The sequence below is a fragment of the Gemella sanguinis ATCC 700632 genome, from assembly GCF_000701685.1.
GTDB classification, from domain to species: domain Bacteria; phylum Bacillota; class Bacilli; order Staphylococcales; family Gemellaceae; genus Gemella; species Gemella sanguinis.
In genome coordinates this window covers 35,872-54,903 of record NZ_JNJO01000010.1, presented here as the reverse complement: position 1 = coordinate 54,903, position 19,032 = coordinate 35,872, and the positions used below count along the sequence as shown (strand labels likewise).

Annotated in this window: 12 protein-coding genes and 1 pseudogene; 10 read left to right on the top strand and 3 right to left on the bottom strand. The window is 30.9% G+C overall.

Going from position 1 to position 19,032, the window contains the following annotated elements; genetic code table 11:
- A pseudogene (locus T369_RS09325) lies at positions 1-1,075 on the top strand (FIVAR domain-containing protein); the annotation flags it as partial.
- A 733-nt stretch (positions 1,076-1,808) separates the two neighbouring features.
- The gene (locus T369_RS0105895) at positions 1,809-3,449 is read left to right on the top strand and encodes a malolactic enzyme (RefSeq protein ID WP_210727760.1); all 1,641 of its coding nucleotides are present in this window, start codon (positions 1,809-1,811) and stop codon (positions 3,447-3,449) included.
- 46 nt (positions 3,450-3,495) lie between these two features.
- On the opposite strand, the gene T369_RS0105890 is transcribed toward T369_RS0105895, so the two are convergent.
- Entirely contained in the window at positions 3,496-3,828 is a 333-nt protein-coding gene (locus T369_RS0105890; protein ID WP_031552985.1) for a winged helix-turn-helix transcriptional regulator, read from the bottom strand.
- A 109-nt stretch (positions 3,829-3,937) separates the two neighbouring features.
- The gene (locus tag T369_RS0105885; RefSeq protein ID WP_031552983.1) at positions 3,938-5,167 is read right to left on the bottom strand and encodes an NADH:flavin oxidoreductase/NADH oxidase family protein; all 1,230 of its coding nucleotides are present in this window, start codon (positions 5,165-5,167) and stop codon (positions 3,938-3,940) included.
- Between the two features lie 217 nt (positions 5,168-5,384).
- Between T369_RS0105885 and T369_RS0105880 the strand changes: the two genes are divergently transcribed.
- The 4 genes from T369_RS0105880 to T369_RS0105865 all read left to right on the top strand — a co-directional run bounded on the left by T369_RS0105880 (position 5,385) and on the right by T369_RS0105865 (position 7,932).
- Complete coding sequence (locus tag T369_RS0105880) at positions 5,385-6,200, top strand: SIR2 family NAD-dependent protein deacylase (RefSeq protein ID WP_031552980.1); 816 nt, start codon at positions 5,385-5,387, stop codon at positions 6,198-6,200.
- Positions 6,188-6,937 (top strand): protein-ADP-ribose hydrolase, encoded by a 750-nt coding sequence (locus T369_RS0105875; RefSeq protein ID WP_031552978.1) that lies wholly within the window; start codon positions 6,188-6,190, stop codon positions 6,935-6,937. Before T369_RS0105880 ends, T369_RS0105875 begins: the two co-directional genes overlap by 13 nt.
- A gap of 127 nt (positions 6,938-7,064) precedes the next feature.
- On the top strand, positions 7,065-7,493 hold the full coding sequence (locus T369_RS0105870; protein ID WP_031552975.1) for a MarR family winged helix-turn-helix transcriptional regulator: 429 nt from the start codon (positions 7,065-7,067) through the stop codon (positions 7,491-7,493).
- 16 nt (positions 7,494-7,509) lie between these two features.
- Positions 7,510-7,932, top strand: a complete 423-nt coding sequence (locus T369_RS0105865) for a hypothetical protein (protein WP_031552972.1) — start codon at positions 7,510-7,512, stop codon at positions 7,930-7,932.
- A gap of 68 nt (positions 7,933-8,000) precedes the next feature.
- Here the strand turns inward: T369_RS0105865 and glpK are convergent, their stop codons facing one another.
- On the bottom strand, positions 8,001-9,500 hold the full coding sequence (gene glpK, locus T369_RS0105860) for a glycerol kinase GlpK (RefSeq protein ID WP_031552969.1): 1,500 nt from the start codon (positions 9,498-9,500) through the stop codon (positions 8,001-8,003).
- Between the two features lie 467 nt (positions 9,501-9,967).
- Between glpK and T369_RS08980 the strand changes: the two genes are divergently transcribed.
- From T369_RS08980 to esaA, 4 genes are all read left to right on the top strand, one after another.
- Positions 9,968-12,238, top strand: coding sequence for an SA1320 family protein (locus tag T369_RS08980; protein WP_051618979.1), 2,271 nt, complete (start codon positions 9,968-9,970; stop codon positions 12,236-12,238).
- A 359-nt stretch (positions 12,239-12,597) separates the two neighbouring features.
- Positions 12,598-14,991, top strand: coding sequence for an SA1320 family protein (locus tag T369_RS08975; RefSeq protein ID WP_051618978.1), 2,394 nt, complete (start codon positions 12,598-12,600; stop codon positions 14,989-14,991).
- 432 nt (positions 14,992-15,423) lie between these two features.
- Positions 15,424-15,720, top strand: coding sequence for a WXG100 family type VII secretion target (locus T369_RS0105845; protein ID WP_006363917.1), 297 nt, complete (start codon positions 15,424-15,426; stop codon positions 15,718-15,720).
- 167 nt (positions 15,721-15,887) lie between these two features.
- Positions 15,888-19,022: a type VII secretion protein EsaA gene (esaA, locus tag T369_RS0105840; RefSeq protein ID WP_031552963.1), complete on the top strand. Its 3,135-nt coding sequence runs from the start codon at positions 15,888-15,890 to the stop codon at positions 19,020-19,022.
- The last annotated feature ends 10 nt before the right edge of the window (positions 19,023-19,032 follow it).

Below are 19,032 nucleotides of genomic sequence, written 5' to 3'. Positions count from 1 at the left end.
GGCACCAAGTACGACGCCAACAACACCGGCAAAACAAACGCCAGTGACGCCGGCGCCAAGTACGACGCCAACAACGCCGGCAAAACAAACGCCAGCGACGCCAGCGCCAAGTACACCAACAACGCCAGTGAAAGAAACACCAGCACCAAGTACACCGGTTAAAGAGGCGCCGAAGGAAGACAAAGTTACTGAAACACCAAAAGAAGACAAGGTAACAGAGACACCGAAAAAGGACAAAGTAACTGAAACACCAAAAGAGGACAAAGTCACTGAAACGCCGAAAGAGGATAAAGTTACTGAAACTCCAAAAGAAGATAAAGTAACAGAAACACCAAAAGAAGACAAAGTAACAGAAATACCAAAAGAGGACAAAGTCACTGAAACGCCAAAAGAGGATAAAGTTACTGAAACGCCAAAAGAGGATAAAGTTACTGAAACGCCAAAAGAAGATAAAGTTACTGAAACTCCAAAAGAAGACAAAGTAACAGAAACACCGAAAGAGGATAAAGTTACAGAGAAACCGAAGGAAGACAAGGTGACAGAGACTCCAAAAGAAGATAAAGTTACACCAAACCAAGGTGGAAACTCAAACAGTCAAGCTAGCAATGTAAGCAAAGACAATAAACCAAATACTAGTACTACAGCTCCTCAAGTTGATAAAAAAGAATTAACAAATCAACTTAACAATAGTAGTAAAACAGTAGGAAGTTCAAGTTTTGCTAAGGCAAGCGAAGAAAATAGACAATCATATCTAAATTCTGTAAGCAGAGCCCAAGAAGTAGTTGCTAATGGTCAATCTACTCAAGAAGATGTAAATAATGTACTAAACACATTAAAAGAATCTGAAGAGAAAGTTACTGATAAAGCTCCTGAAAAATCTTCAAGCTCAGATGATAAAGCAAAAGATCAATCAAAAGACCAAGCTAAATCAGAAGAAAAAACAAATAATGACAACAAATCAGAGAAAAAAGAAGAAAAATCTTCTAATAAAGAATCAAACAATACCTTACTATATGTAGGTTCTGGACTACTAGTATTATTACTAGCGGGTGTATTATTTAGACGCCGTGGTTAATAAATAATAAAAAAGAAGTATCTTAACTCATTATGAGTAAAGATGCTTCTTTTTAAAATGTTGCAAATTGCTTAATTTAATAAAAATGAAAAGAGTTCTTTATTTTCTATAGGGTAAGAAATATAGTAGTCCATACGACTGTTTTCATCAGTGATGATAATATTCTTTCTTATATCACCGAGATTATAATGCTGTGAAATATTAGTTATTCAGCAGTTTTTGTTGAAGTCTTTTGTTGATTAATAGTTATAAATTGTTTAAAATATTCTAGTTTAATTTGAGTTTCGCCATTCTTTGTTGCATGCTAAGTTCTAATATTACTATTGTACAATATTTAGGAAAAGTGTAAAATATATGTATATACAGACTACTAAATTAAAGGGAAATTTTATTGGATAAAGTAAAAATACCCTTATCATTTTTAGTGATTTTAAGTACTTTTATACGTTTTGTGTCATTATTAATAGATATTTATTTACTCTGCAATTTATGTAACATGGTTCAGGTGGGAGGAGGGTAATGGTGACAGATTTTGTGATTGGTTTCGCTATAGTGTAGCTTATTTGGAAGTTGCTAGTAACTATATTGGAAGAGAAAATTTTAGGGACAGTTTTTTTGTAATTGCTTGGTTTTGTCGCGACAATGGGAGTTATTATAGTGATGTCTATCTCCTTATCAGCAGTTAGGCCGAGAGAAATAATATAAGAATATAAATTTTAAAATAATAAAGAAAATGGAGGAATTTTCTATGAAAAAACATGATGTTTTAAATAACCCATTCCTTAATAAGGGGACAGCTTTCACTGTGGAAGAACGTAAGGAGCTAGGGTTAATTGGCTTATTACCGCCGCGTGTTCAAACTATTGAAGAACAGGCGACACAAACTTATGCTCAAATGCAAACTAAACAAAATAACTTTGAAAAAAGGTTATTTTTAATGGAGATTTTTAATACGAATAGAACATTATTCTACTATCTATTTTCTAAACATTTAGAAGAGTTTAATCCAATTGTCTATGATCCAACTATTGCAGAGACTATAGAAGGGTACAGTGACATTTTTGTTGATCCTCAATATGCAGCTTACTTAGATATTAATCATCCTGAAAATATTGAAGATACACTGAAAAATGCATCAGGGAATCGCGATATTCGTTTAATAGTAGTTACTGATGCAGAGGGTATTCTTGGTATAGGGGATTGGGGAACTAATGGAGTGGATATATCTGTTGGGAAACTCATGGTATATACTGGAGCAGCGGGGATTGACCCTGCTACAGTACTGCCATTAGTTATTGATGCAGGAACTAACCGTGAAGAGCTACGTAATAACCCTAATTATTTAGGTAACCGTCATGAACGTGTACGTGGTGATAAATACTATGACTTTATTGATAAGTTCGTTCAAACTGCTGAACGCCTTTTCCCAAAACTTTACTTACATTGGGAAGATTTTGGTCGTATGAATGCAGCTAATATACTAGAAAAATATCGTAAAAATATCCCAACATTTAATGACGATATTCAAGGAACAGGTATAGTAACATTAGGTGGTATATTTGGAGCTATGGATATTACAGGTGAAAAATTAGTTGATCAAGTATATCTTTGTTATGGCGGTGGAACAGCAGGAGCAGGAATAGCATCGCGCGTCTTACGAGAAATGGTTAGTGAAGGGTTATCAGAAGAAGAGGCTTATAAACGTTTCTTTATGGTTGATAAACAAGGTTTACTTTTCGATGATATGGATGACTTAACTCCTGAACAAAAACCATTTGCGAAAAATCGTGCTGATTTCCCAAACGCAGAAAAATTAACTGACTTATTAGAAGTTGTTAAAACGGTAAAACCTACAATTTTAGTAGGGACATCAACTCAACCAAATACTTTTACTAAAGAAGTAGTGGAAGCAATGTGTCAAAATACAGAGCGTCCATGTATATTCCCGTTATCAAATCCTACTAAATTAGCAGAAGCAACTGCAGAAGATTTGATTGTTTGGTCTGAGGGGAAAGCTTTTGTAGCTACAGGTATCCCATCTGATAATGTTCTATATAAAGGGGTAGAATATGTTATTGGACAAGCTAACAACGCGCTTATATATCCAGGTTTGGGGTTAGGGGTTTTAGCTTCAGAAGCTAGTTTACTAACTGATGAAATGATTGGTGCAGCAGCACATTCGTTAAGTGGAATCACTGATATTACTAAACCTGGGGCACCAGTATTACCTCCGTTTAAATATGTTGCGGATGTTTCTATGAAAGTAGCAGAAGCAGTTGCGAAAAAAGCACAAGAGCAAGGACTAGCGCGTGCGGAAGAAAAAGACATGGCTAAAGCTGTTCGTGATTTTAAATGGTTCCCAGAGTATAAATAATAAAAAAAGAAGTATCTTAACTCATTATGAGTAAAGATGCTTCTTTTTAAAATGTTGATTTGTAAAACTCTCCCCAAGCATACATGCTGTCAATAATAGGTTCTAAAGTTTTTCCTAAGTCTGTTAGTGTATACTCTACACGAGGTGGAACTTCTGGATAAACTTCTCTTTCTATAATTCCCTTCTCTTCTAGTGAGCGAAGGTTGGCAGTTAATACTTTTTGGCTGACCCCACTAAGTGATTTTTTTAGCTCTCCAAAGCGTTTTGTACCGGTTAATAGGTCTCTTAAGATCAATATTGTCCATTTGTTACTTAGTAATAATAATGTGACCTCAACAGGGCAAGCTGGGAGATTTGAAGGTAGTTTTTTATTTGGCATATTATTCTCCTAAAATAATCATATATATTGATTTTATATGATATATACAATTAAGGTCAAGATAAAATAGGTTGATATATTTAAAATTTTTACTTAATAATATATTCTTCTATTTAGCGCGTTGTGGGAATAATACTGCTAAACCTTGACTATATACTGCTTGTATCAATGATGGCCAAGCATTTTTTGTGGCTTTTGGTTCTTTTCCTTTTGCGATATTTTGCATAAGAACTTGGTAATAAACTATACCAAGAAGTGAACCAAATATTTTATCTAACTTTTTAACTCCTGTTGATACACGTGTAGTTTCTACAATAGTATATGTACCTTGTTTAATTTTATTAGGTATATTTGGATCAATTGTCAGTGGACGAGCGATACCTATAAAATCAGTAGTATTATCATTTAATAATGTGTTCATCGCATTAATAGAACGAATACCACCTGTAACAATAACAGGAATATCAATTTTTTGTTTTAGTTTTTTGCTATATTCTGCGAAAAATACTTTATTGCTAGATGTACTTGTAGCACCCATCATCGCAGGTTTTTCATATGTTCCGCCTGATATTTCAACAAAGTCCAGACCTAGGTTAGCAAGCTCGACAATAGTTTCTAAAGAATCCTCTTCTGTAAGTCCATCTTCTTTAAAATCAGTAGAGTTAATTTTTATTCCGATAGGAAAATCTTTTCCTAATTCTTCTCTCATTCCAAGGTAAATTTCTTTTAAAAATCTCATTCTATTTTCTAGTGAACCACCATACTTGTCAGTTCTTCTATTATCATGAGGTGATAAAAATTGGCTGATTAGATAACCGTGTGCTGCATGGATTTGAACACCAGAGAAACCTGCTTCTTTTGCGACTTTCGCAGAAGTTATAAATTTTTGAACAAGTTCTTCAACTTCATTAGTCGTCAGAGCACGTGGTGTGCTAAATAATTTATTAAGGCCATTTCCTAATGGTACAGCACTAGGTGCAACTGTTTCTTTAGCTATAGTTTTTGGGGCTTGTTTACCAGGGTGATTTAATTGCACCATAACCTTAGCTCCATGTTGTTGACCTTGTTTAGCCCAATCTTTAAGAATTTCCATATTAGAATTTTTATCAAAAACTATATTTCCTGGTTCTGCAGTTCCTTTAGGATCAATCATAATATTTCCTGTAATAATTAATCCAGTTCCGCCTTCGGCCCAACGTTTATATAATGTAGCAATATTTTTTTTAGGTTGAAAATTTTTTGTCCCCATTCCTTCACTCATAGCTGATTTGAAGAAACGATTTTTTATAGTAGTTCCATTTGGTAATGTAATAGGGGTGAATAGTAAGTTTTCTGTCATTATTCAATCTCCTTACTTTTATTTGTTTAAACTATTCTACTATAATAAAAAATATTTAGCAATATAAAAAGTGTATTAAAGTTATTGAAAGAATTTTTAAATTCATACACTATTAGTAACTTTAAAGTAACTAACCTACATTAAAGTGCGTACTTGTTAAGAGTAAAGTGTGATGTTAATATATAGTTGAAATTAGAAAGAAAGTGAGCTGATTCACATGGATAAAATATTACAAGCAAAAAAATTAATAGAAGAAGCTGATGCAATAGTAATAGGAGCTGGTTCAGGTTTATCTGCAGCAGCAGGATTAACATATAGTGGTGAGCGTTTTGAGAAAAACTTTAAGGATTTCATAGCAAAATATAAAATGCCTGATATGTATTCTGCAGCTTTCTATCCATTTAAAACCTCTGAAGAGAAATGGGCTTATTGGAGCAAACATATATTTTTAAATAGATATTCAGATGACGGTTTGGAACTATATAAGGACTTATATAATATTGTAAAAGATAAAAATTATTTCGTCATAACAACAAATGTCGATAGTCAATTTGAGAAGGTTGGTTTTGATAAAAGCAAGTTCTTTGAAGTCCAAGGAAATTATGGAGAATTTCAATGTTCCGTACCTTGTCACAACAAAGTTTATAATAATAAAGACCAAGTACTTAAAATGCTTGAACAACAAAAAGATTTAAAAATTCCTACTGAACTTATTCCGAAATGTCCTGTTTGTAATAGTGAAATGACTACGCATTTAAGAGTTGACCATAGATTTGTAGAAACAGAAGAATGGGATAAGCAATGTGATAGATATTATAGTTTTATAAATGAAAATCGAGATAAAAATATAGTATTATTGGAACTAGGGGTAGGTTTTAATACGCCAACTATTATTAGATTTCCTTTTGAAAGATTAAACAACAGACTACCTAAAGCGAGTTTAATAAGAGTAAATCAAGAAAACTTTGAGTCAGCAGGGGTAATTACAATAACTAATGATATGAAGGAGGTATTTGAATCATGGAACAGCTAGATTATTTAATAAGGACATTAAATCCTAATGTAAAAATACCAGAAAGTAAACAAGAAAAAGAAGATTTATTAAGAACGTTAATGAACATTTGGGAAGTAGAAAACTTACCAGAACAATTTTTTGATGTTCAAGATGAATATTTAAAACAAAAACTAAGAAAAAAGAAAATTGTTGAGTTAGAAGAATTAGATGAAGTTGAAAAAAATATTTATCTATGGCAAGGTGATATTACTACATTGAAAGTTGATGCTATAGTAAATGCTGCGAATAAAGCACTTCTTGGATGTTTTATACCTCATCACAGATGTATCGATAATGCAATACACACTCAGGCGGGTTTGCAGTTAAGGCAAGAATGTTTTGAAATCATGCAAAAGCAAGGTGAGTTTGAAAAAACTGGACAAGCTAAAATAACTTCTGGGTATAATCTTCCGGCTAAATATGTAATACACACTGTTGGTCCAATAATTTATCATTCAGTTGAAGATAGTGACAAAGAATTATTAGCATCGTGTTATAGAAATTGCTTGGAATTAGCTTTAAAAAATAATTTAAAGAGTATTGCTTTTTGTTGTATAAGCACTGGGGAGTTTAGATTTCCTAATGATTTAGCTGCGCAGATTGCTGTCGCTGAGGTTCGTAAAGTGCTTAGTGAAAATCCTGACAAAGATATAAAAGTAGTATTTAATGTATTTAAAGATACCGACTTAAATATTTATAGAGATATACTTTGTTAAAGGCGTTTATAAAATGTGGAATAAAGAACTAGAAAGATGCACGAAACTGTGTATCTTTTTTCTTTGACAAAAATTTAATTTAAGGGTAAAATAGTTCTAAATAGAACGATTAAAGAGAGAAGAAAATATGAATTTTATGGATAAACACAAAACGATAATATGTTATTACTCTAGGCTAACTAGGGCAATATGTGAAAAATTTGAATTAACTCAGATGGAATATGATATATTGATGTTTTTACATAATCATCCGCAGTTTAACACAGCTGCCGATATAGTGAAAATACGCAAAGCAACAAAATCGCACGTATCAACTACATTAAAAACACTTGAAGATAATGGATTGATTAGGAAAATTCAGAGTCCAGATAATAAAAAACGAATAGAAATAGAATTATTAGAACCTGCGCAAAGAGTAATTCAAGAAGGACTAAATGTTCAAAAAGAATTTGTTAAAGATTTATTCCAAGGTTTAAGTGAAGAAGAGCTGCGCATGTGGCAAAGTATTTTTACAAAAGTTTGCGATAATGCGGAGAGATGTTTAAAGGAAAAGTAAGAAAGGAGATGGTTCTATGTTTAGCGTGAAAAAGAGAACGCTGCTGTTAATAGCGGGAATCGTTTGGTTTATAGCGGGCTTTAATATTGTAAGATTAGGACTTTTATCATATTTCTTAATTCAATCACATTGGTATACATATGTATCTTCTGTGATAATTTTCTTATTATTTGGAATGATGTTTTTTAAAATGAGTATTAAACATACTAAAAGAATAGTTAGTTATGAAGACTACAGACCATTTTGGCATTTCTTTGACTTAAAAGCATATATTATTATGGCCTTTATGATGAGTATGGGGATTGGTTTTAGGATGTTAGGTATTTTTTCTAATATTTTTGTAGCTTATTTCTACTCAGGTTTAGGGAGTGCATTACTATTAGCAGGAGTATTATTTATTAGAAACTATCTTTGTTATTCAGAACTATTAGGGCAGTAGATTCCAGATATATAAAAAACGACTCGCAAATTTCTGCGAGTCATTTTTTATATCCAATTTAATTGTAATTATTCATCTTTTGCGAAGAATTCTGTTGCACGAACAGCACGTTTCCAACCTTTATAAAGTTTTTCTCGTTCTTCTTTTGTCATTGTAGGAACGAATAATTTTCCTGCTGAGTTAAGATTTTTAACTTCATCTAGATTTTTCCAATATCCAACAGATAAACCGGCTAAGAATGCTGCTCCTAAAGCAGTAGTTTCAAGATTTTCTGCACGTGCTATTTTAACTCCTAGTATATTAGCTTGGAAGTCTAATAAATAGTCATTGTTAGCTGCGCCGCCATCAACTTTTAATAATGGTATTTCAGTATTAGCATCGATTTTCATAGTATCGATAATATCTCTAATTTGGTAAGCTATTGATTGTAAAGTTGCTTTTACCAAGTCTTCTTTTGTTGTTCCTCGTGTTAATCCAAAAATTGTTCCACGTGCATCAGGATTCCAATAAGGAGCTCCTAGTCCAGTAAATGCAGGAACAAGATATACTTCATTGTTATTTTTAGAATCAAACGCTAATTGCTCAGTTTCAGATGATTTTTTAATTAATCGTAAACCATCTCTAAGCCATTGGATGGCGCTTCCTGCGATAAAGATAGATCCTTCTAGTGCGTAGTATACTTTTCCGTTTATCCCATAACCTATAGTTGTTAGAAGGTTATTTTTTGATAGTTCCATATTTTCACCAGTATTCATTATAATAAAAGAACCAGTTCCATATGTATTTTTAATCATTCCTTTATCAAAAGCAAGTTGTCCAAAAAGGGCTGCTTGTTGGTCTCCAGCTAAACCGCTAATTGTGACTTCTCCTCCATAAAAATGGTAGTCAATAGTTTTACCATATATTTCTGAATTAGATTTTACTTCTGGTAAGATTGCTTCAGGAATATTCAAAATGTCTAATATTTCTTTATCCCACGTTAAATCTTTAATATTAAATAACATAGTACGAGCTGCGTTAGTGTAGTCTGTTACGTGTACTTTACCACCAGTTAATTTCCAAACTAACCAAGTATCTATGGTACCAAATAGAAGTTCTCCTTTTTCTGCTTTTTCCTGTGCCCCTGGAACATTATCTAATATCCAGCGAACTTTTGTTGCAGAGAAGTATGCATCAACTACTAAACCAGTTTTTTTATGAATCATATCCTTGTATCCATCAGATACTAGTTTATTAGCGATATCCGCACTTTGGCGACTTTGCCAAACTATAGCATTGTAGATAGGTAGACCTGTGTTTTTATCCCAAATAACAGTAGTTTCACGTTGGTTTGTAATACCAATACTAGCTATTTGATTAGGTTTTATACCACTTTCGATAAATACTTCAGCTATAACTGATTGAATAGAATTCCATATTGCATTTGCATCGTGTTCTACCCAACCAGATTTTGGGAAAATCTGTGGAAATTCTTTTTGACTACTAGCGATAATCTCAGCCTTTTTATTGAAGATTATAGCACGTGAACTAGTAGTTCCTTGATCTATTGCTATTATATATTTTTTCATATTTTACCTCTAAATTCAAAAGTGTCGTTAATATTATTATAACATTTTTCACAAAAAATATCTTAAATATAATATGAAAAACTTAATGTTTATTTAATAATATCTATACTTAAATATCTTTGTATACAAAAGTGTTTGGAAAAGGTTTGTTGTGAGTGTGTTTATAGATAGTTGTTTACAGAAACTAATAGGGATGTAAAAAATCTAAATTAAACAATAATACTTAATTACTTATATTAAAAATAATTATTTAAGATTATTTTAGTGAATAAAATATTATACAATTAAAAGGATGTATACTATAATTAGATGTAATAAGATCAAATAAATATTAGGTATATATAAGCTGATATTTATATTTGATGAAAAGTGAAGTTTGGAGTTTTTAATATTTATTATGTTTTGAGATAGAACGATTAAAAAATAACTAAATTATTTGTAAAAAAACGCATTTAGGAGGACTATATATGAGCAATTATACAGAATTAATAAGTAGTACTGCACATGCTTCTCACTTAGCATATGGATTTGAATCGGCAAGGATAGAAGGATATGGTAATGACAAAGTAGTGGCTGAAGCGCAGAGATTAAGGAATTATACTATACCTTCTAATCTGGAATATTTAGAAGATATGTACAATTCTGAAACAGGGACTAGTGGTACAGCATTTAGAAATAAAGATACTGGGGAAATAATATTGGCATTTACAGGGACTAACTTTCAGAGTGAGTTTTTGAAAGATGTTGGGACAGATATTAATGAAATTAATTTTCCTGTATTGGATCATTGTATACCAGCGTTTGAATTTTATGAACGTGTGCGGGCTAAATATGGAAACAATATAGTATTAACAGGGCATAGTCTAGGTGGAAGTATAGCTCAACGAGTTGCCTTGGAATATAATGTTCCCAAAACTGTTGTCTATAACTCGGCTCCTTTATATGTAAATGATGCTCGAAAGATAGGTTTGAGCTATGGAGAATTATTAACGATAGATGAGCTTGAAAAGAAATACACTGGGGAAACAATTAGAATTCGGTCAGAAGATGATATAGTCAGTAAATTTGGTGGGAAGCATCTTGGCAAGGAGTATATTGTTAAGGATAGGGGTAGTCACCCTATGATTAATATCGTTAATTCTGAGGCAGCTATGACGGAAATAGAAAAGATTACTAGGCATATGAATAAAAATGTCGTCACTTTAGATGTTAATAAAGATGGAATTACAGATATTAGATTAAATAAACTTGATCTTAGTGCGAAAAATTTATTGAATGGAAATGGTGAGTATATTCGGGTTAAGGGAGCAAAGATTCAGCTGAATCCATCAGTTCTACGAAATGTAGCTAATAATTTAAGGACAAGTGTATTATCAGATCTAGAATTTATTAAAAAAATTAATAATCTATGTATTGAAAAAAATCAAAAAACTAGATTTGATTTTGAAAAGCGAAAAGATCACGCTGCGGATAGTTTAAAAAGGGAATTTAATAATGCTGGAGTGCCACAAGTTCTAGATAATTTAAGGGATTCTGTGGGACAAATAATAAGAAGTAAAAGTGTTTTAGAAGGAGTAGAAGAGACCCCTAGATTAAAATTAGGTGAAATTCCTTCAGATGAAAGACCTTATGTAAAAGATGAAGCGCTATTTGGTGCTCACAGATATAACGTAGACTTATACGATTTAGCTGGGAGTGTAAGAGTGGTATTAGAACAATGTAACAAAGAAGAAACACGTAAGATAACAGATTTTTTCCAAGGAAGACCAACAATAATAAAAGCTTGGAGTGAAATTGAAGAACATACGAAGAAATTATTAGATGAAAGTGAAAAAACCTTAGAAGGAGATGGGTTGAGAACTGGGAAGGAAGATGGTATTAGTCAATCACTTACTATAGTTTTAGATGTTGCTCAAAAAAATATAGGGGAGTTGGAAAAAGTTGTATCTAATACCGCAGAAATGTTTCAAAGTTTAGCTGATAGTTTTGAAACTCAAGATAATTGGATAGGAGAAAATTTAAAAAATGGAAGATTTGTTGGTAGTTTGCCGGAAAGGAAGATTCCAAGAAACTATGGACAATATTTAAGTAGAGATGGTATTTTTGATGACGTAAAAGATGTGCTTCATGCATTTGAAAGACAAGTAGATAAAAGAAGTGGGGAATATGCGAAAAAAATATCAGAATTGTTTAACGAATCCTTCAGTAATTTTGAAGGAGGATTAGAAAATTGGTATGGTAGTGCAGTGTGGTTCGAAAAATATATTTTACAAGTCAGTCAAAATTCTAAACTTGATGTGGAAGTAGAAAAAAAGTATGAGGATAATAAAGGGAAAAAAAGGTACTGGGGGAAATTGATAAGGTTATATCCTGAAAGTATAAAAAATCTTATTATAACAGCTGAATCGACTATTATTCCCGCAAAAAGAAAGATTGAACAGGCGATTGAGACTTCTAAAGCTGTTAAAAATAATCTTTCATCTTTAGAACCACAAGTTAAGGAAATAGTTAAAGAATCAGTGTATAAAGATTTAGAATTATATGAGATTGTTAGTAGTCAAAAACTTATTGCTCAGATTTCTAATAAAATTGTTCAAGAGTTAGATTATGTACTAAAACATATAAATAGTGAGGGTATGAGTGGAGAAGCTATATCTGCTTTAAAATCTAAAGTAAAAGATAGTGAGAAATCATTTAATTATTACGGACGATTTATAGGAGATTGTTTTGGTAACTAAATTTTAAATTTAGAAACTAAAGACTGGTTTTAAGAATGATAAATAATAAAATATTTGACTTAAGTCTATTTGGTTTTGGATGAAATGTTGAAAGGTATTATATTAGGATAACTATAAAACACTTATTTATATATAAAGGAATAATATTAGAGATAACAGGTATCTAAAGTGAATAATAATAGTTAGTAATATTATAAGATATAGAGTTTCTGGTGCTATATAATTAATATACAGGTATTTTAAAATATACTATAATAAAAATATATCTTAGATAAGGAGTCGATTGACTTTTTTGTAATTAATAAAATAAGTTAATTGATATTCATAAGAAAATTTATAAATAAAGGAGGGCTATTTATATGGAAAATAGTACACTTTATGCTTCAAATTACACATATGCTTTCGAAAAAGCTAGAATTGAAGGTTATGGTGATGAAGATATATTAGAACAAGCGCAAAAAATAGGGGATTTTAAGATACCTTATAATTTAGAATATTTAGATGACATATATGATGAAAGTACCGGAACGAGTGCCACAGCATTTAAGGATAAAGATACTGGTGAAGTCATAATATCTTATACAGGTACAAATAAAGATACTGATAAGATGAATGATATAGTAAAGAGTGATATTGGAGAGATAGCTATGGGGATAAGTGCAGAGCACTATAAACCAGCGTATAAATTTTATCAGGAAATAAAAGAAAAATATGGGGATAATATTGTTCTGACTGGGCATAGTTTAGGAGGGAATATTGCACAGAGAGTAGCATTGGAATATAATGTACCCAAAACGGTTGTATATAATGCAGCACCGCTGTATATACCTAGAGAAGAAATTATTCCTTCAACTCTAGGTATATTACAAAATGAACCAAAATTTAAAAAAGATATATTAGCAGTACTATTCAAGCTTAGAGAAATCCCTTATAAATGGATGGATAAATTTGGTAATTCTATGTTTAATATACCTAATGAAGAAATCAGAATTAAACAATTAGAAAAAAATTTTACTGGTGAAGTAATTAGATTTCGTTCTGAAGAGGATATATTAAATGATGCAGCAAATTATGCTAATGGGAAGTATCTAGGAGCCGAGTACATATTGAAAGATAGTGGTAAACACATGCTATCTGATATTATTGATTCACGTCAAGCTTGTGATGAAATTTCTAAAATAACAAAAATGCTAGGTTATAATCAATTTAATATAGATATTGATGGTGATTATAAAGCAGATATTGAAATAGGTAAGTTAGATTTAAGTGTTAAAGATTTATTTAGCGATAACGGAAAACTAGTAGAACTTAATAGCGAAAAAATACAACTTAACCCAGAGATACTGCGATCGCTAAGTAATAATTTAAGAACTAATGTTCTTTCGGATATAGCCAATATAAAGAGAATTAATAATTTGTGTATCGAAAGAAATAATAAAACTAGATTTGATTTTGAACAAAGAAAAAATCAAGCTGCAGACGAAATCAAAAAAGAATTTAATAATGCACAGGTACCACAAGTTCTTGATAACCTTAAAAATTCTATTGGGAAAATAATTAATAGTAAAGATGTTTTAGAAAAATTAAGTGAAACATATAGTTTGAAAATGGAGGAATTTTCTTCTGATGAGAAGCCTTATGTTAATGATAATGAATTAAATGAAACATCTTATAATACGCAGCTAGCTAGTTTGCGTATGTCAGCAGAACCCTTATTAGAACAATGTAATAAAGAAAAAACTTATGATATAACATCATTTTTTAGTGGAAGACCAACAATATTGAAATCTTGGCAAGCTATTGAAGCGAATACAAAAAAATTATTAGAAGAAAGTGAAAAAACTTTAGAGGGGGATGGGTTAAGAACAGGAAAAGAAGATGGTATAAGTCAAGCGTTAACTACAGTTCTAGATACTGCAAAAAACAATATTGAAGAGCTAGAAAAAGCGATTACTAATACAGCAGAATTATGTCAAGGTTTGGCGGATAATTTTGTTAATCAAGATAGTTGGATTGGTCAAAATCTGCGAAGTGGTAAATTTGTGGGGAGCGCACCAGAAAGAGTTATGCCAGCAAGTTATGAAGAATACCTAGAAAGAGATGAAATATTTGATGATGTAAAAAATGTTCTTCAAGCATTTGATAATCAAGTGGAGAAAAGAAGTGAAGAATTTGCGAAAAAAGTATCTGAATTGTATAGAGAATCATTTAGAGACTTTGAAAGAGGATTAGAAAATTGGTATAGTCTTATTGGAGACTTTGAAGGTCGCGTATCAGATATAGTATATAATTACAATCTTGATGTGTATGTTGAAAAAAAATGTGAAGATAATGGAAAGAGTACAACGAAAAAAGATTATTGGGGGAAATTCATTCAATTGTATCCTCAAGGAGTCAAAGAAGGGATTGCTGGTGCGCAATCAAATATTCTACCTTTCAAAAAAAATATTGAACAGACTATTGAAACATCAAAAAATACAAAAAACAATCTTTCAAGTCTGGAACCACAATTAAAGCAGATAATTGAGGGTGCGGTATATAAAGGGCTAGATTTGGACGAAATAGTAAATAGTCAAAAGGTCATTATGGAAATATCTGAAAAGATAAAGCAGGAGTTAATCTATGTTGAGGAACATATATCTGGTGAAGGGATGAGTGGGCAATCTATCTCGGCGCTGAATAATAAATTAAAAGAAAATGAGAATTCTGTTGAATACTACAGAAATCTTGTTAGTGATTGTTTTGTAAACTAAATTTTAAATTTGTGAACTAAGGAATGGTTTTAAAAATAATGGATAAAAATTCATTTATTTAGAGAAAAAATAATGAGATAAAATGAGTAAGGATTACCTATTTACCAAGGTTTACACTTAAAACGCTTAAGGTTTCTAATAAAAACATGTCTTAAACAATAAAATATTCAGCTTGTTATTCATTAAGGACAACAAGCTGTTTTAGTGGTCTGGACCAGTGGTTAAATGAGGTATAAATACTTATATATTAGCTCTTGTTGATTATTAGAGACTCCATAAATCCCTAATAACTTAAAAAGAGAGATAAAAAAGGGTTCTAATGGCGAACCTTAAATGAACCTTATATATAATTAAAATTTGCTGAAAAAGGTTGTAATGTTTTATATAATATGTTATACTAAAAAAAATCAAAAAAAAAGGAGTTGTTATATTATGACAGGGCAAATCAGAGTATCACCAGAGGTTCTACAAGGTAGAGCACGTGAATATGGAAAAGCTTCAAATGATATCAATGCAATTTTAAGTAATTTACAAAGATTACAAGATACTTTAAGAGGTGAATGGGAAGGTCAAGCATTCCAAGGTTTCGATGCACAATTCAACGAATTAAAACCTAAAGTGCAAAACTTCGCAGAACTAATGCAACAAATTAATGTTCAATTAGATAAAACTGCTCAAGCAATGCAACAACACGACCAAGACTTATCACGTAACTTTGGGCTACAATAGTAATAAAATAATAAGAGATTGGGGGAGGACTTCAATCTCTTGTTTTCTTAAAGTCATAATAGAGACAATCGATATATTTTAATTAGTGTGTTAATAAAGTAGAAAAGGGAAAGATTAGCTAGTTACAAATTATTTTATAAATCAATAAAATAAAAAAAGGAGAAAGAATGAGTAAACGTACATTTGCAATACTATCAAGTATAATAGCACTGGTAGTAATGGTTGTAGTGTTTTACGGTGTAATGAAGCCTAAAACTATAACCGTAGGTAATCAAGAAAAGAAAATAACAAATAGTGATGTTAAAATAGCATTGGTAAATGAAGATACTGGAGTTATTTATAATGGTGATGATTTAAGAATAGGTGACATACTGGTAAATTCATTAGGTCAAGAAACAAGCTATAAGTTAGAAACTGTATCTCGTGCTATAGCTGAGAACGGGCTAGAAAAAGGTAATTATAACGTGATGATTGTCCTTCCTAGTAATTTTTCTAGAGAAACTCTTTCATTAGAAAGTGATTCTCCTACACAAGCTATTTTCCAATATAAGGTTAAGTCAGATTCTCAAGCTATTACAAAACAAGGAGAACAGGTTGTTTCTGAGATTAAAAATTTATTCAATAAAAATATTATAGGTATTTATTTTTCAAGTATTATAGGAAATCTTCAAACAGCTCAAACTCAAGTTGCTACATCTGTAGGGCGTGAAAAAACTGTTCTTAATAAGTATCAATCTAACTTAATAACTCCATTAACAGACCACTCTACACAGTTTAAAGGTTTAAGTGGGATTAGTGATAATTTAGTTAAAACGTATGAAAGTTTTAATAAAGATCTTCAAAATACAAATGAAGCATATAAGTCTATAATGGATACAGATAAGACATACGATGATCAGATAAGTAAAGCAACAAAATCACAAGAGGCTAGAAATGAAGCGTTAAAAACAAGAGAAGAAACTCTTAAAAAATATGAGGATTTTATAAAAAATAGTTCCGTTTCTGAACAATTAGAGAATATAAAAAAAGCTCAAGCATTTATTAATGCCAACCAAATGGATCCAAAAGTACTAGAAGATACTGAAAATAAAATTAAAGCATTAGAGGATAGTCTAAATAGTACTTTAACTATGTTTAATGCCATAAATGCAAAATCAGATGCTGTAGTAGATAAATATAAAGAAAAAATAGATAAAGCTGTAGAAGACTCATTGAATAAAACTAAATCAAATGAAAAACAACAACAACAAACGGTTGTAGCGGTAGTTGATGAACTTAAAAAAAGTATGTTGGATAAGGTAACTGATGCGGTAAAAGATTTACCTTATTATAGTAATGATGCTATAGATAAGTTGAAGATTGCTGATGAAGATAAGGATTATCTGAAAAAAGTTAACTCATTTGCAGAGCAATATGCTAATGCTAATAAAATAACTTTAAAAAGAAAAGATACTACATATAGTCAAAATCAACTAGATATACTAAAAAAAGCGGCTGAGGAAAATGTTAAGAAAGTTCAAACTATGTCATTTTCTACAAAACAGGGAAAAATTAAAAAAATTGAACTTTCAGTAAACTCACAATATAAGTTTACTAGTGCTTCGGCTAAAGGGGCAAATGTTTCTATTAGTGGTGATAAGGTTGTATTAAATTTAACAAGTAAGCCTTCTGAAGTAAAAGTTTCATACCAACTTGGGTATGCAAATGGTGTGGAATTATTTACACCTGCAGCTGTTAAAGGAACAGCTACAACTACTGAAACTATAAAAGAAGCAAAAACTAAAGAAGAAGTAGTCGAAGAAAAAGATAAAAATGGAAAGAAAGTTAAAAAGAAAAAAACTTCTGTATCCCCAGAAAATAAAGAGATTGAAGGAACAATAGGTGAAACTGCTATTATATCTCCAGTGACATTTGGTTCTGGAAATAAAAATATAGAAAATAGCAATACTGCTTTATATAATGACTTAGAAAATTATACACAGCTTGCTACTGTTGTAAAAACTATCTATGGAATAGATATAGCTAGAGAAAGTGCTATTAATTTAAATCCTAAAGAAGATTCTTTATTGAAAAAAGCAGAACTTAAAGATATTAATAAAATATTAACATCTTCTGTTTCTGGTACTATTATTGATGAACTGAAGAAAGAAATAGTCGTTAGTGATAGTGATATAAAAAAATTAGAGGAATTACAAGCTGAATTAAAAGAATTGAAAAAAGTTGTTAGTGATTCAAGAAAAACAGCAAACGATTTATCTAAAAATATAGATGAAGTTATAAAAGAAACAGAAAAAATTAATACTGCTTTATCAAATAAACCGGAATTACCAACTACTGAAACTAAAGATAATTCAGACTTAATGACAGTAACTATGGAGATAAACAATGATTATTCAAAACTAATGTCAGCAAGTAGAGAGTTATTAGCGAAGACTAAAGCAAGCCAAGCTACATCAGAGTCTATAAATCATAGTTTCGAGAGCTTAGGTACAGCTGCTAAAAAACTAGAACAAGATGGTACAAACCTTACTAATAAGGTAAGTGAGCTAAAAGGTACTATGGATAAAGAGTATAAAGATAACCAAGACTTCTTAAAAGCTTTCTCAAAAGTACTAAGTAATACTAAAGATGGAAATAGTAAAAACCAAGCGGTTTATGACTATCTAGCAAATCCTGTAGATGCAGGTAATGTTGATAAAATAGTTGCTTCAAACAAAACAGCTAAAAGTTCAACTAAACTAGATACGCGTACAGGAATTTTAATAGTGTTAATCATTTACTTAGTAAGTATCTTAATCGCTCATATGATGCAAAATATTGACTTTGAAAAAATTCAAAAAAATAAAATTGTTTCAAGGGTGCAGTGGAAAAACTCAACGATACCAGTAAGTATGATTTTAGGTATAAGTTTCATATTATCTATGATTATTGGTATGACTGTTGGTTATAACCTTGATTTAACTGGAGAGAGAGCATTAGTATTAGTAGCTCTGTTACTAGTAATAACGGTATTATTTATCGGATTAAATAACTGGTTGTTATCAAAAGGAAAATCATTAGGATTATTTGTAAGTATAAGTATTTTATTACTATATATTGTTACTACAGTTCAACTAATAGATGAGAGAACAATGGGGAATAAACTGCTATCATATATCTCACCATTAAATTATATTGATGAAAGTTTAACTCAGTTCTTAAATTATCAAGGTGGTTGGCTACTTGTAATGATTATAACAACTATATTTGCAGTTATTAGTGTAATATTAAATGCAATAGAGTATAGAAAACTGAAAATATAATAGAGGTAAA

Coding starts and splice junctions, on each gene's coding strand:
- T369_RS0105895 (WP_210727760.1), top strand. CDS start 1,809: ATGGAGGAATTTTCTATGAAAAAACATGATGTTTTAAATAACCCATTC.
- T369_RS0105890 (WP_031552985.1), bottom strand. CDS start 3,828: ATGCCAAATAAAAAACTACCTTCAAATCTCCCAGCTTGCCCTGTTGAG.
- T369_RS0105885 (WP_031552983.1), bottom strand. CDS start 5,167: ATGACAGAAAACTTACTATTCACCCCTATTACATTACCAAATGGAACT.
- T369_RS0105880 (WP_031552980.1), top strand. CDS start 5,385: ATGGATAAAATATTACAAGCAAAAAAATTAATAGAAGAAGCTGATGCA.
- T369_RS0105875 (WP_031552978.1), top strand. CDS start 6,188: ATGGAACAGCTAGATTATTTAATAAGGACATTAAATCCTAATGTAAAA.
- T369_RS0105870 (WP_031552975.1), top strand. CDS start 7,065: ATGAATTTTATGGATAAACACAAAACGATAATATGTTATTACTCTAGG.
- T369_RS0105865 (WP_031552972.1), top strand. CDS start 7,510: ATGTTTAGCGTGAAAAAGAGAACGCTGCTGTTAATAGCGGGAATCGTT.
- glpK (WP_031552969.1), bottom strand. CDS start 9,500: ATGAAAAAATATATAATAGCAATAGATCAAGGAACTACTAGTTCACGT.
- T369_RS08980 (WP_051618979.1), top strand. CDS start 9,968: ATGAGCAATTATACAGAATTAATAAGTAGTACTGCACATGCTTCTCAC.
- T369_RS08975 (WP_051618978.1), top strand. CDS start 12,598: ATGGAAAATAGTACACTTTATGCTTCAAATTACACATATGCTTTCGAA.
- T369_RS0105845 (WP_006363917.1), top strand. CDS start 15,424: ATGACAGGGCAAATCAGAGTATCACCAGAGGTTCTACAAGGTAGAGCA.
- esaA (WP_031552963.1), top strand. CDS start 15,888: ATGAGTAAACGTACATTTGCAATACTATCAAGTATAATAGCACTGGTA.